The organism is Streptomyces sp. bgisy159 (genome assembly GCF_057707805.1).
In genome coordinates this window covers 1-13,226 of sequence record NZ_JBYIQX010000029.1, presented here as the reverse complement: position 1 = coordinate 13,226, position 13,226 = coordinate 1, and the positions used below count along the sequence as shown (strand labels likewise).

General features: G+C 73.6%; 13 protein-coding genes. 5 read left to right on the top strand and 8 right to left on the bottom strand.

The window, feature by feature from the left end:
• Positions 1 to 26 precede the first annotated feature (26 nt).
• Positions 27 to 1,184: a CapA family protein gene (locus AC3ET3_RS24785; RefSeq protein WP_432136742.1), complete on the bottom strand. Its 1,158-nt coding sequence runs from the start codon at positions 1,182 to 1,184 to the stop codon at positions 27 to 29.
• A 258-nt stretch (positions 1,185 to 1,442) separates the two neighbouring features.
• Here AC3ET3_RS24785 and AC3ET3_RS24780 point away from each other — a divergent pair, with 258 nt between their 5' ends.
• The 3 genes from AC3ET3_RS24780 to AC3ET3_RS24770 all read left to right on the top strand — a co-directional run bounded on the left by AC3ET3_RS24780 (position 1,443) and on the right by AC3ET3_RS24770 (position 3,438).
• Entirely contained in the window at positions 1,443 to 1,991 is a 549-nt protein-coding gene (locus tag AC3ET3_RS24780; RefSeq protein ID WP_432136743.1) for a sigma-70 family RNA polymerase sigma factor, read from the top strand.
• Between the two features lie 135 nt (positions 1,992 to 2,126).
• Positions 2,127 to 2,639 carry a hypothetical protein gene (locus AC3ET3_RS24775; protein ID WP_432155342.1) on the top strand — a complete coding sequence of 171 codons (513 nt, stop codon included), beginning with the start codon at positions 2,127 to 2,129 and terminating at the stop codon, positions 2,637 to 2,639.
• A gap of 139 nt (positions 2,640 to 2,778) precedes the next feature.
• Positions 2,779 to 3,438, top strand: a complete 660-nt coding sequence (locus tag AC3ET3_RS24770; protein WP_432136745.1) for a zf-HC2 domain-containing protein — start codon at positions 2,779 to 2,781, stop codon at positions 3,436 to 3,438.
• Positions 3,439 to 3,497: 59 nt separating this feature from the next.
• Here AC3ET3_RS24770 and AC3ET3_RS24765 read toward each other — a convergent pair whose 3' ends face one another.
• The 3 genes from AC3ET3_RS24765 to AC3ET3_RS24755 all read right to left on the bottom strand — a co-directional run bounded on the left by AC3ET3_RS24765 (position 3,498) and on the right by AC3ET3_RS24755 (position 7,104).
• On the bottom strand, positions 3,498 to 4,046 hold the full coding sequence (locus AC3ET3_RS24765) for an isochorismatase family protein (protein ID WP_432136746.1): 549 nt from the start codon (positions 4,044 to 4,046) through the stop codon (positions 3,498 to 3,500).
• Between the two features lie 83 nt (positions 4,047 to 4,129).
• The gene (locus AC3ET3_RS24760) at positions 4,130 to 4,993 is read right to left on the bottom strand and encodes an Fpg/Nei family DNA glycosylase (protein ID WP_432136747.1); all 864 of its coding nucleotides are present in this window, start codon (positions 4,991 to 4,993) and stop codon (positions 4,130 to 4,132) included.
• Positions 4,994 to 5,016: 23 nt separating this feature from the next.
• Entirely contained in the window at positions 5,017 to 7,104 is a 2,088-nt protein-coding gene (locus AC3ET3_RS24755; protein WP_432136748.1) for a SpoIIE family protein phosphatase, read from the bottom strand.
• A 95-nt stretch (positions 7,105 to 7,199) separates the two neighbouring features.
• On the opposite strand from AC3ET3_RS24755, the gene AC3ET3_RS24750 reads away from it, so the two are divergent.
• Complete coding sequence (locus AC3ET3_RS24750) at positions 7,200 to 8,621, top strand: lipase maturation factor family protein (protein WP_432155344.1); 1,422 nt, start codon at positions 7,200 to 7,202, stop codon at positions 8,619 to 8,621.
• On the opposite strand, the gene AC3ET3_RS24745 is transcribed toward AC3ET3_RS24750, so the two are convergent.
• The 4 genes from AC3ET3_RS24745 to AC3ET3_RS24730 all read right to left on the bottom strand — a co-directional run bounded on the left by AC3ET3_RS24745 (position 8,564) and on the right by AC3ET3_RS24730 (position 11,737).
• The gene (locus tag AC3ET3_RS24745) at positions 8,564 to 8,848 is read right to left on the bottom strand and encodes an amidohydrolase family protein (RefSeq protein ID WP_435612909.1); all 285 of its coding nucleotides are present in this window, start codon (positions 8,846 to 8,848) and stop codon (positions 8,564 to 8,566) included. The genes AC3ET3_RS24750 and AC3ET3_RS24745 overlap by 58 nt on opposite strands.
• Positions 8,849 to 9,015: 167 nt before the next feature.
• The gene (locus AC3ET3_RS24740) at positions 9,016 to 9,963 is read right to left on the bottom strand and encodes an aldo/keto reductase (RefSeq protein WP_435612908.1); all 948 of its coding nucleotides are present in this window, start codon (positions 9,961 to 9,963) and stop codon (positions 9,016 to 9,018) included.
• The gene (locus AC3ET3_RS24735) at positions 9,960 to 10,715 is read right to left on the bottom strand and encodes an SDR family NAD(P)-dependent oxidoreductase (RefSeq protein WP_432136751.1); all 756 of its coding nucleotides are present in this window, start codon (positions 10,713 to 10,715) and stop codon (positions 9,960 to 9,962) included. Before AC3ET3_RS24735 ends, AC3ET3_RS24740 begins: the two co-directional genes overlap by 4 nt.
• Positions 10,712 to 11,737 (bottom strand): enolase C-terminal domain-like protein, encoded by a 1,026-nt coding sequence (locus AC3ET3_RS24730; RefSeq protein ID WP_435612907.1) that lies wholly within the window; start codon positions 11,735 to 11,737, stop codon positions 10,712 to 10,714. Before AC3ET3_RS24730 ends, AC3ET3_RS24735 begins: the two co-directional genes overlap by 4 nt.
• Before the next feature lie 143 nt (positions 11,738 to 11,880).
• Between AC3ET3_RS24730 and AC3ET3_RS24725 the strand changes: the two genes are divergently transcribed.
• On the top strand, positions 11,881 to 13,226 hold a 1,346-nt coding region (locus AC3ET3_RS24725), incomplete at its 3' end, for an amidase (RefSeq protein ID WP_435612906.1).

Here is a 13,226-nt window from a genome sequence, read left to right as displayed (position 1 = left end):
CGCGTCAGGGTCCGCCGGGAAGGGGTCTACTCCCCCATCGTGAGGCCGTCCTGTGCCGCGCCCCGGCTCAGGGCCATGTCCCGGATCCGGTCTCGTACACCCCGGACGTCGGCGCCCCGGGCGAGGGCGCGGTTGAGGTTGAGGACCCGGCCGGCGTCCACGTCGAACAACTGGGGCACGAACTCGGCCCGGGTGACCTTCCAGCGGCCGCCGGGGCGTTCCGGCGGGGCGAAGGAGAAGCGGGCGAGCGTGGACTGGTTGCCCCGCGGGTCCCGGACTCCCTGGTGGTTGAACATCTCGCCGGCGATCTGGTCGCCCATGCCGTAGACCACCCAGGTGCCGTTGACCTTCTCGTACGCCTGCGGGATGTGGGCGTGGGTGCCGAGGATCAGGTCGATGTCGGGGCGGTGGCCGGTGCGGGAGGCGGTGAGGGTCCGGGCGAGGGCCAGTTGGCGGTCGTCGGGGGCGTCCTGCCATTCGGTGCCCCAGTGCATCGACACGACGACCACGTCGGCGCCCGCCTTCCGGGCGGCCTTGGCGTCGGCGAGGATCCGGTTCTGGTCGATGAGGTTGACCGTCCAGGGCGCCCCCGGGGGCTGGGGGTAGCCGTTGGTGTCGTAGGTGTAGGCGAGGTGGGCGACCTTCGCGGTGCCCGCGCGCAGCAGGGTGATCCCGTTGGCCTCGGCCTCGGTGCGGGCGGTGCCGGCGTGGCGGACGCCCGCGGCGTCGAGGGCGTCGAGGGTGCGGCGGACGCCGGCGGCGCCGTCGTCGAGGCTGTGGTTGGAGGCGGTGGAGCAGCCGTCGTAGCCGGTGGCGGCGAGCGCCTCGGCGATCTCGGGCGGTGACGTGAAGGCGGGGTAGCCGGAGTAGTGGCCGTCCGCGCCGTACACGGTCTCCATGTGGCACAGCGCGAGGTCGGCGCGGGAGACGACCGGCCTGACGCCCTCCAGCATGGGGCGGAAGTCGTAGCCGGTGCCGCCGGCGTCGAAGCGGGCTCGGTCGATGATCGAGGTGTGCGGCAGGACGTCGCCGGAGGCCACGAGTGTGAAGCCGCGGGCCCGGGCGGCGGAGGGCGCGGGATGTCCGGGCGGGTCGGTCGGTCGGTCTTCGTCGGCCTGGCAGGCGGCGGCCGCCGCGAGGACGGCCGTCAGGGCGAGGGCCAGCTGTCGGCTGCGCGCGATCACCAGATCACCCCTTTACCGGAGGATTGTCGTATTTACGCACTCCTCACTACTAGTCCATTTCCGGACGCGAACCGCCCCGGCGCTCCCTGGCCCGCCCCGCCGATGCGCGCGATCGGCGTAGCCGGACGCGGAGCCGGGCAGGGAACCAGGCGGGTGAGCCGACCGTTCGTCGAACCGTTCGTCGACGCGATCGACCGTCCGTCGCAGACCCGTGTGCGCGCCCTGTCCGAAACCGCTCGCCTGGGGTGCCATACGCGCATGACGGCCGCTACCGCCTTCCCGCACCCCACGACCACCGCCGAACACGAGCTCGCCGCACTGCAGCGCGAGCACGGCCGGCCGCTGTTCGCGCTGCTGCTCAGGCTGTGCGACGGAGACCGGCAGCGCGCCGAGGATCTCCTCCAGGAGACCCTGGTGCGCGCCTGGCAGCACCCGGAGGCGCTGCGCGCCGACGACTTCGACTCCGTACGGCCCTGGCTGATGACCGTGGGCCGGCGGCTCGCCATCGACGCGCGGCGCGCCCGGCAGGCGCGGCCCGCCGAAGTGGCGGACTCGGTACTGGAACACGCTCCCGCGGCCGCCGATCACGCCGAGCGGGCCGTGGCCACGCTGGATGTGCGCGAGGCTGTGAAGACACTCACTCCGGAGCACCGGGAAGTACTGGTACTGGTGTATTTCCAGGGGGCCAGTGTGGCGGAAGCCGCCGAAACGCTGGGGATTCCGCCCGGTACGGTGAAGTCCCGCGCGTACTACGCGCTGCGCGCCCTGCGCCGGGTGCTGCCCGGATACGCGGCCGACCTGCACTGAAACCAGCAGTCGAGTCAAACCTCCGTAAAGCGCCTTGCCGACGACCCCTGTTGAGTAATCGGCTGTCCTCATCCGTGTTCCGGACCGGGACCCGGTATCGGGCGACGCGCACGCACCGGAGGAAGGCAGGAAGGGATGCTGCACAGAGGTCACGAGCCTGCGGACGGCGCCGACGACGGCGAACTCACCGTTCCCATGGCCTGGTTCTACGCCGAGTACATCGCCGACGAACTGCTGCGGACCGGCGATCTCATGCCACCGACGTCCTTCGAGTTCCGCGCCGGCCGCGACGCGCTGGCGCTGACCATCTTCCTCTCGGACACCGACGGCGAGCTGCCCGGGATCCGGGTCGTCACCCAGCTGGAGACCTGGCTGTCGCTCACGGCGTACGACCAGCCGTGGCAGGACTGGGTGCGGGAGCGGATGGCCCAACTGGCCGCGGGGGCGGCGGGGTCGACGGATCCGGCGCCGGACCTGGACCTGGCGTCGGCGGCCTGGCGGTGGCTGGAGGAGACCGAACTGCTCGCCCCCGACCTGAACGCGGTGCCGGGCGGCGCCGGAACGGGCGAGGACGAGGGGCCGAAGGTGTGGACGCCGGCCTGGCAGCTCGGTCTGCCGCTCGGGCACCTGGCGATCCATCTTTTTTAGATTCCGACCAATCCGAGGGCCCGCCCGCTCCGAACATCTGGTCACGATTCGGTGTGGGCGTGAGTGATTCCGCGTCCTGGTCCGTACCGGTGGGAGCAAGGAGTAACCCCACCCGCACCCTACGGCACGAGGATTCGGCATGAGGTCCCTGGAAAGGCATGCGGACGTCGGTGCGTACGCGCTCGGCGTGCTGGACGAGGCGGAGGCGTTCCGCTTCGAGGACCACCTCATGGAGTGTCCTCGGTGCACGGCCCAGGTCACCGAGTTCGGTGCCACCACCCGGCAGCTGATGCTCTACCGGCGGGCGACACCGCGCACCGTGCATCCCTTCGCCGGGCCGGGTCCCCGACTGCTGGACCGGCTGGTCGCGGAGGTGGCCGCCCGGCGGCGTGCCGCGCGGCGGCGGGTGCTGTTCGGGCTGGCGGCCTCGGTGGTCGCGGCGGTGGCGGGGCCGGCGCTCGCGCTGCTGGCCGGCGGCGGGGGCGACGACGCCGTGCGGGTGACCGCGACGGACGAACGCTCGGGCGTGTGGGCCCAGGTGACGACCGAGGACATGCCCTGGGGCAGCCAGGTCGAGGTGAAGGTGAAGGACGCCGCCGGCCCCCGTACCTGCCGTCTGGTCATCGTGGGCCTGGACGGCTCCGAGCACACGGTCACCAGCTGGTCGGCCCCCGACCACGACGCCCGGCCCAGCACGATGCACGGTGGCTCGGCCTGGCACACCGACCAGATCGCGCACTACGAGATCCGCACGACCGAGGGCCGGACGCTGGTGCAGCTGCCCTCGCCCCGGGAATAGGGCCGCCTGCGACCCGGGTCCCGCGGCGGCGCCGGCAGGTGGCGCGCCCCCGCGGCGGGCTAGAAGGTGACCTCTCGCGTGGCCACGGTGGCCGTCCGGCGGCCCGGAGCGCGCTGGCCGTTCCAGTAGAAGTTGGTGTGGGCGATCACCTGCTCCGGGGCCGGCGCTCCGGCGACCGGCAGGCTCTCCGTGGTGTGCGCGTCGCCGACCAGGGTCACGTCGTAGCCGCGCGCCAGGGCTCCGTGGAGCGTGGAACGGACGCAGAAGTCGGTCTGGGCGCCGGTGACGACCAGGCTGCCCACCCCGAGCCCGGCGAGCACCGACTCCAGTTCGGTGGCCTCGAAAGAGTCCCGGTAGGTCTTGTGGACGAGGGGCTCGGCGGTCCCCCGGACCAGTTCGGGGACGTACCGCCAGGCGTCGGTGTCGCGTTTCAGCCACCGGTCGGAGTGCTGTATCCACACCACCGGGACGTCCGCCGCACGCGCCCGTTCGACCAGGGTGCCGATGTTCCGCAGCACTCCCTCTCGGTCGTGGGCCTCGGACACGACGCCGTTCTGGACGTCGATGACCAGCAGCGCGGTGTGCGGCCGGTCGGGAAGGGTGGTCATGCGTCCCCCTGGTGGAGTCCTGGGCCCGGTGAGGCCCGGTGAGGCCCGGTCCGTCGGCCCCCAATGATCGCGCATCGCCGGGATTATTTCAGCAGCCGGGACAGTCTGCGGTCGGCCAGTGGCTTCCCGCCGGTCTGGCAGGTGGGGCAGTACTGCAGGGAGGAGTCGCTGAAGGAGACCTCGCGGACGGTGTCGCCGCAGACCGGGCAGGGCTCACCGGTGCGGCCGTGGACACGCAGGCCGGACTTCTTCTCCGCCTTCAGCCGGCCGGCGGCCAGGCCACGGGAGCGCTCCACCGCCTCCGTGAGCGTGGTGCGCAGCGCCGTGTACAGGGCGTGCGTCTGCTCCGGGGTCAGGGTGGCCGCCACCTTGAACGGGGACATGCGCGCGGCGTGCAGGATCTCGTCGCTGTAGGCGTTGCCGACCCCGGCGATCAGGCCCTGGTCGCGCAGGGCGCCCTTGATCCGGCGGCGCTCCCCGGCGAGCAGTGCCGCGAACCGCTCCTCGTCGAAGTCGTCGGCGAGCGGGTCGGGGCCCAGCCGGGCCACCCCGGGGACCTCCCGCGGTTCGCGGACGACGTACACCGCGAGGCGCTTCTGGGTGCCGGCCTCGGTGAGGTCGAAGCCCGCGCCGGTCTCCAGGGCCACCCGCAGCGCCAGCGGGCCCTTGCCGGGGCGCGGCATGCCGCCGGGCAGCGGGTCCTTCCAGTGCAGCCAGCCGGCCCGCGCCAGATGGGTGAGCAGCCGGGGGCCGCCTGCGGTCTCCACGTCGAGGAACTTGCCGTGGCGGTGCACCGCCGTGACCGGATGGTCCTCAAGGGCCGTGACCGGCGGGTCGTACGTCTTCAGGACGCTGATCGCGACGGGCAGCACGCGCACGATCCGCTGACCGACGAGGTGCTCGGTCAGGAAGTCCTTGAGCGCTTCCACCTCGGGGAGTTCGGGCATACGTCAAGGGTGCCATCGACGGCTCAGCCCTGTGCGGGCACGATGAACTCGCACCACACGCACTTCCCGCCGCCCCGCGCCTCCACGCCCCACCCGTCGGTCAGCAGGTCGACGAGGAGCAGCCCGCGCCCGGAGACCCCGGACTCCCCGGCTTCGCGCCGGCGCGGCAGGGCGCTGGAGGAGTCCTCGACCTCCACCCGCAGCCGGCGGTCGGCGCCGGTGAGGACCCGCAGGGTGAGGATGGCGGCGCCCTCGGTGTGCATCAGCGCGTTGGTGACCAGCTCGTCGGCGACCAGTTCGATCTCGTCGGCGCGGTCCCCGGCGCCCCAGCCGCGCACGGCGGCGCGGATCATGTGCCGGGCGTGGGCCAGCGCCTCGGGGTCGCCGGACGCCACGTGCTGCTGGAGGCGGCCGCCGGCCCGCGGGGTGTCCTCGCCCCGACGGCGCAGCAGGAGCAGCGCCACGTCGTCGTCGCCCCCGCGTTCCTCGGCGGCGTCGATCAGCCGGTCGGCGAGGGCCCGGACGTCGTCGGGTCCGGCCGCGATCATCTCGGCGAGACCGCACATGCCGTCGTCCAGGTCGGCGCCGGGCTGCTCGACCAGGCCGTCGGTGCACAGCAGCAGGGTGGCCCCGGGGTCCAGCTCGACCGTGCCGACGGGGTACTGCAGGCTGCCGAACTCCGCCGACAGCCCTAGCGGCAGCCCGCCGGGGACCTCGATCCGCCGGCAGGTGCGGTCGGTGCCGCGCACCAGCGGGTCGATGTGCCCCGCCCGGACCACCTGCACCACCCCGGTGGACAGGTCGGCCTCGGCGTACAGGCAGGTCGCGAAGCGGTCGGTGTCGAGTTCGTGGAGGAAGACGGAGGCGCGGGCCATCACCGTGGCCGGGGGGTGCCCCTCTGCCGCGTAGGCGCGCAGCACGATGCGCAGCTGGCCCATGACGGCGGCGGCGTGCGTGTCATGCCCCTGGACGTCGCCGATGACCGCGCCGACCCGGCTGCCGGGCAGCGGGATCAGGTCGTACCAGTCGCCGCCGATGTCCCGGCCGAGGCTGCCGCCGATGGTGGCGGCCCGGTAGCGGACGGCGACGTCGGCGCCGGGCACGCTGGGGATGGTGCGCGGCAGCATGGCCTGCTGCAGGCCCTGGGCGATGTCCTTCTCCTGCTCGTAGAACATCGCCCGCTGCATGCTCTGCGCGATGCTGCTGCCGAGTGCCACGAGGATGTCGCGCTCCTCGGGGCGGAAGCGGGTGCGGTCGCTGTAGAGCAGGCCCATCGCTCCGATGGGGCGGGCCTGGACGATCAGCGGAAGGTAGGCGGCGGCGGTGATCTTCAGGCCGGTGATGTGCGGCCAGAGGATGGGGTAGCCGACGGCGAACTCCTCTGGGGACTCGATGAACCGGGGCGTGAGGGTACGCACGACCTCGCTCATCGGGTACGGCTCGTCGATGCCGGTGACCAGGGTGCCCGGCACGAAGCTTCCCTCGGGGCCCTCGGCGATCAGCCGGATCCGGTCGGCCTCGACCAGGCCCATGACGAGGCTGGTGGCGCCCAGATGGGTGAGTCCGTGGGTGTCCTTGAGGACGTCGATGACGTCCTGCACGGTCCGGGCGTGGGCCAGGGCCGCCGTGGTGAGCTGGACGACGTGGGTCTGGGTGCGGCGGCTGTCGGCCGGGGTGGGCTCGTCGCGGCGGGTGGCCAGTTCGCCGAGCTCCTCGGTGGCGTCGCGGACGATACCGACGATCCGGCGCGGGCGGCCGGTGCCGTCGCGCCGGATGTAGCCCTGGGTGTGGGTCCAGCGCAGGGCGCCGTCGCGCAGCCGGAGCCGGAAGTAGGCGCCGTAGTTCTCGCTGCCGTCCTTGATGGCCTGGGCGACCAGCGCGTCCAGGCGCAGCGCCTCCGCGCTGGGTACCCGCTGCGAGAGGGATTCCGGGCGGCCGTCGAACTCGTCGGGGCGCATGTCGAAGATCTCGTGGGCCCGGGCGTCCATGTGGAACATGCCGGTGTCCAGGTCCCAGTCGAAGGTGCCCATGCGGTTGAGCGCCAGGATCGGGTCCGGGTGGGCGGGCCAGTCGTCCGGGAGGGACAGGGCGCTCGCTCCCCGATCAGCCATGGGGCCACCTTGCCAGCATTTGTCCGATTCTTCGACCGGGGCTCGCGGTACTGGCACAGTACCGAGCACAGCGCGGCGGGAAGGAGCACACGTCCGTGGAGTGGTTCACCGAGCCCGACTACTGGCTGGGCCGGCTCGTCTTCCAGCGGGCCCTGGCCGTGCTCTACCTGGTGGCGTTCCTGTCCGCGGCGCTGCAGTTCCGTGCGCTGATCGGGGAGCGCGGCATGCTGCCGGTGCCGCGGTTCGTCGCCCGGGTGCCGTTCCGGCAGGCGCCCGGCGTGTTCCAGCTGCACTACTCGGACCGGTTCTTCGCGGGCTGCGCCTGGGCGGGCTGCGCGGTGTCGGCGGCGCTTGTGGCGGGCGTGGACGCCCACGTTCCGCTGGCGGCGGCGATGGTGCTGTGGCTGGTGCCGTGGGCGCTGTACCTGTCGATCGTCAACGTGGGCCAGACGTGGTACGGCTTCGGGTGGGAGTCGCTGCTGCTGGAGACCGGGTTCCTCGCCGTGTTCCTGGGCAACGACGAGGTGGCGCCGCCGGTCGTGGTGCTGTTCCTGCTGCGGTGGGTGCTGTTCCGGGTGGAGTTCGGCGCCGGGCTGATCAAACTGCGCGGCGATCCCTGCTGGCGGAATCTGAGCTGTCTGGACCACCACCACGAGACCCAGCCGATGCCCGGCCCGCTGAGCTGGTTCTTCCACCGTCTGCCCCGGCCCCTGCACCGGGTGGAGGTGGCCGCCAACCATGTCACCCAGCTGGTGGTCCCGGTGCTGCTGTTCGCCCCGCAGCCGGTCGCGACGGCGGCCGCCTCGCTAATGATCGTCACGCAGCTGTGGCTGGTGCTGAGCGGCAACTTCGCCTGGCTGAACTGGATCACCATCGTGCTCGCCGTGCCCGCGCTTCGGCTGCCGTACGACGCCCCGGCCACACCCGGCGCCCCGCTCTGGTACGAGGTGGTGGTGCTCGCGGTGGCCGCGCTGCTGCTGTTCCTCAGCCGTCGCCCGGTGGTGAACATGATCTCCCGGCGCCAGGTCATGAACCGCTCCTTCGACCCGCTGCACCTGGTCAACACCTACGGGGCGTTCGGCAGCGTCAGCCGGGTGCGCCACGAGGTGGTGGTCGAGGGCACGCTCGACGACGTGCCCCGGGAGGACTCCGAGTGGCGGGAGTACGAGTTCCGGGGCAAGCCCGGTGACCCCCGGCGCTGGCCGCGCCAGTTCGCCCCCTACCACCTGCGGCTGGACTGGATGATGTGGTTCGCCGCGCTGTCCCCGGCCTACGCCGGGTCCTGGTTCGGCGCGCTGGTGGAGCGGCTGCTGGAGAACGACCGCGACACACTGAGGCTGCTGCGCCGGTCCCCGTTCCCGCCCGACCGGCCGCCCCGGCACGTCCGTGCCCGTCTCTACCGCTACCGGTTCACCACCTGGCGGGAGCTGCGGGAGACGGGCGCGTGCTGGGAGCGCGCCTATGTGCGGGAGTTCCTGCCGCCGACCCGGCTGGCCGGCCCGGCCCGCAGGCCGTAGACGCGGGTGGCGGTCGCCTCGAAGAGCTGGTGGCGCTCGTCCCGCCCCGGTTCGCCGGACGGGGCGTCGACGGCCTGAACGACCTGGGCGTAGCCGGCCGCGAGGGTGCACACCGGCCAGCCCGAGCCGAACATCAGGCGGTCGGGGCCGAAGGCGTCCAGCACGGTGTCCCAGTTGGGCCGCAGGTCCGCAGTGCGCCATGCCGTCCAGTCGGCCTCGGTGACCATGCCGGACACCTTGCACACGGTGTTGGGCAGTGCGGCCGGAGGTGGTCCAGGACGAAGGTGAGCGCGGGCAGGGCCTCGGCGCGGGCCGGGAGCTGGTGGTCGAGTCGAGCACGACCAGGTCGTGCACCAGGCCGGTTCGGCGACGGCGGCCGGTGCCCACCGTACGGTCACGGCCACTCCCCCACCGGGAGCAGGCCCGAGGCCCGCAGTTCCGCCCAGAGCGCGGCGGGGACGGGCGTGCGGAACTGGCGTACACAGTCGTCGACCTCTGCGGCCGAGCGGGCGCCGATCAGGACGTGCCCGACGGCCGGGTGGGCGGCGCTGTAGGCGAGGGCGGCGGCGCGCAGGGTGGTGCCGTGACGTTCGGCGGCCTCCTTCAGGCGCAGGGCGCGCTCCACCAGGTCGCCGGGCGCCCGGCCGTAGTCGTAGGTGGCGTCCGGTCTCGGGTCGGCCAGCAGGCCGGAATTGAAGGCACCGCCGATGACCACCGGTACTCCGCGTTCCAGGGCGGCGGGGAGCAGGTCGGTGAGGGCGCCGTGGTCGAGGAGGGTGTGGCGGCCCGCGCAGAGCACCACGTCGACGTCGGTGTCGCGCACGAAGCGGGTGAGCATGGCGGACTGGTTCATGCCGGCGCCGATCGCGCGGACGACGCCCTCGGAGCGCAGGTCCTCCAGCGCGGGATAGCCCTCGCGGAAGGCCTGTTCGGCGTGGTCGTCGGGGTCGTGCAGGTAGACGGTGTCGACCCGGTCGAGGCCGAGGCGCTCCAGGCTGGCCTCCAGGGTGCGGCGGATGCCGTCGGCGGTGAAGTCCCAGACCCGGCGGTCGGTGGCGGGGACGGCGAAGCCGCCCGCGCGGTCGTCGCCGGTGCCGTCGGCGGGTTCGAGGCGGCGGCCGACCTTGGTGGAGATCCGGTACCGGTCGCGGGGGTGCTCGCGCAGGGCCTCGCCCAGGCGGCGTTCGGAGAGGCCGAGGCCGTAGTGGGGCGCGGTGTCGAAGGTGCGGATGCCGTGCCGCCAGGCCGCCTGGACGGCGTCGTAGGCCTGCTGGTCGCGGACCTCGGTGTAGAGGCCGGCGATGCCGGCGGCTCCGAAACCGAGTTCGGCGGCGGCGCTCATGACGCCGCCGGCCGCGGGCGCAGGCCCTGCATGCCGCCGTCGACGGCGAGGGCGGTGCCGGTGGTGGCGCCGGACAGGGGGCTCGCCAGGTAGGCGATGGCGCCCGCGACCTCGGCGGCGCTGACCAGCCGGCCCGTGGGCTGGCGGGCTTCGAGGGCGGCGCGTTCGGCGACCGGATCGTCCGCCCGGTCGAGCAGGCGGCCGATCCACGGGGTGTCCGCGGTACCGGGGTTGACGCAGTTGACGCGGATGCCCTCGCGGACGTGGTCGGCGGCCATGGCGAGGGTGAGGGACTGCACGGCGCCCTTGGTGGCGCTGTAGAGCGCGCGCTGCGGGAGCCCGGCGGTGGCGGCCACCGAGCAGGTGTTGACGACGGCGGCATGCGCGGAGGCCCGCAGGTACGGCAGTGCGGCGCGGGCCACCCGCACCATGCCGACGACGTTGACGTCGAGGACGCGGTGCCATTCGGCGTCGTCGTTGTCCTCGACGGTGCCCTGGGCGCCGACGCCCGCGTTGTTGACCACGACGTCCAGCCCGCCGAGGTCGGCGGCGGCCGCGGCGACCGCCGTACGGACCGAGGCGTCGTCGGTGACGTCGGCGCGGTATCCGAGCAGCGGTCGCTCGACGCCGGACGGGTCGAGGTCGAGGACGGCGACCCGGGCGCCCCGCTCGGCGAGCAGTGCGGCGGTGGCCCGGCCGATGCCGGAGGCGCCGCCCGTGACCAGGGCGCGCAGCCCCTCGAAGTCGTTCATGCAGCCTGCTCCTTCCGGCCGGTGGCGAGGTCGGCGGCCCAGAAGGCGCCGTCGGGGTAGGTGTAGCGCGCGACGGCCCCGGGGAGCATCGCGGCCGAGAAGCCGGGCGCGGTGGGTGCCGTGTAGTGGCCGTCCCGGATCACCACCGGTTCGAGGAAGTGATCGTGCAGATGGTCGACGTACTCGATGACGCGGTCCTCGGTGGTGCCGGAGAGGGCCACGTAGTCGAACATCGACAGGTGCTGGACGAGTTCGCACAGGCCGACGCCGCCGGCGTGCGGGCAGACCGGCACGCCGAACCTGGCCGCCAGCAGCAGGATCGCGAGGTTCTCGTTGACCCCGCCGACGCGGGCCGCGTCGAGCTGGAGGACGTCGAGGGCGCCGGCCTGGGCGGCGAGCCGGGTGAGCTCGGCGTCGTCGTAGCCGAGCCAGCCGGCGGAGGTGGTGTAGGCGGGGTAGCCGCGTTCCAGGAGGCGGGCGGTCCGCTCGGCGGAGCCCTCCTTGCCGCGCCACAGCAGGCGCAGGGCGTCGTCGGGAGTCAGGGCGTCGGTGAGGTAGCGGAAGTCGATCTGCCGGACCAGCCACTCGGGTTCGGCCTCGGCGAGCAGCCGCCACAGCGGCTTGCCCGCGCGCTTGGCGGCGAGGTCCCAGGCGGCGTTGACGACGGCGCCGATCGCCATGTGCATCACACCCTTCTCGGGGCCGAGCCAGCGCAGCTGGCTGTCGCCGACCAGGTCGCGGCTCAGGGTGCCGGGGTCGGCGCAGAGCCGGTCGACCTCGCGTCCCACCACGTGCTCGCGCAGCGCCTCGATCGCGGCGACCTGGACGTCGTTGCCCCGCCCGATGGTGAAGGTGAACCCGTGTCCCTGGTGGCCGTCGGCGGCGTCGGTGCGCAGTACGGCGTAGGCGGCCGAGTAGTCGGGGTCGGGGTTCATCGCGTCGGACCCGTCGAGTTCCCGGGAGGTGGGGAACCGGATGTCGTAGGTGTCGAGGGCGGTGACGCGGGCCGGGATCGGACTCACGGGACCCCTTTCACCGAGCGGCAGCCATCCGATATCCATCAGGGAGCATCCCTGTCACAACACCCCGCAGCGCTCGGTCGGCCGGTCTTTGCCCCATATTGATCCGATGATTGATTGAGTGTCCCATCGTCCGAGGAGTCTCCGTGAGCAGCTGGACCGGCCGTACCGCCGTCGAGATCGCCGCCGCCGTGCGGGAGAGGCGGGTCACGCCGCGCGAGGTGGTGGTGGACCATCTCGACCGGATCGCCCGGCTGGACGGGCGGATCGGCGCGTTCCGCTCGGTGCGCGCGGCGGCGGCCCGGGCCGAGGCCGACGAGGTCGGCGCTCGCGGCGATCTGGCCCGGCTGCCGCTCGCGGGGGTGCCGGTGGCCGTCAAGGACAACCTCCCGGTGCGCGGCGAGACGATGCGCGTCGGCTCGACGGCGACCCCGGACACCCCCGCCGTCGAGGACCATGTGACCGTGGCCCGGCTGCGGGCGGCCGGCGCGGTGGTCGTGGGGCTGACACAGGTGCCGGAGCTGTGCGTCTTCGGCACGACGGACGGGGTGCACGGCACGGCCCGCAATCCCTGGGACACCTCCCGCTCGGCGGGCGGCTCCTCGGGCGGCAGCGCCGCCGCCGTCGCCGCGGGCTTCGCGCCGCTGGCGCTCGGCAACGACGGGATGGGATCGCTGCGCATCCCGGCGGCCGTGTGCGGTCTGGTCACCGTCAAGCCGGGTCACGGGACGGTGCCGGCGGGCATCGGCGACGGCGCCTGGTTCGGCATGGCGGAGAACGGCCCGCTGGCCACCACGGTGGCCGACGCGCGCCTGATGCTGTCGGTCCTGGCGGACACGGACGTTCCCGGCGCCGGTGAGCCGGGCGTCCGGCGGATCGCGGTGTCCCTGCGCAGCCCGCTGGCCGGGGTTCCCGTCGCCGCGCCGTACGCCGACGCGGTGCGGGAGGCGGCCGCGGTGCTGGCGGGGGCGGGGCACCGGGTGCGGCGCGCGGAGCCGCCGTATCCGCTGTCGCTGGGCGTCACCGCGCTCACCCACTGGACGGCGGGCACGGCCGTGGACGCCCGGGGTCTGGACCCGCGGCTGCTGGACCGACGGACCCGGGTGCACGCGGCGGTGGGGCGGCGGTTCGTCACGGCGGCCCGCTCGGGGGCGGCGCGCGAGCGGCTGCGGCGGCGGCTGGAGCCGTTCCTGACCGAGTACGACGTGCTGCTCACCCCGGCGCTGGCCCGCCGCTCCCCGCGGTCGGCGCCCTGGCACCGGCGGGGGTGGCTGCGCAATCTCCTGGCGAACACCGCCTATGCGCCGCTGACACCGCCGTGGAACCTGACCGGCTGGCCGGCGATGACGGTCCCGCTGGGCGCGCTGCCGTCGGGTGCCCCGACGGCGGTCCAGTTGGTGGGGCGGCCCGGGACGGAAGGGCGACTGCTGGCGCTGGCGGAGCAGTTGGAGGAGTCGCGGCCCTGGCGCCGGGGGGGGGGACCCCCACTGGG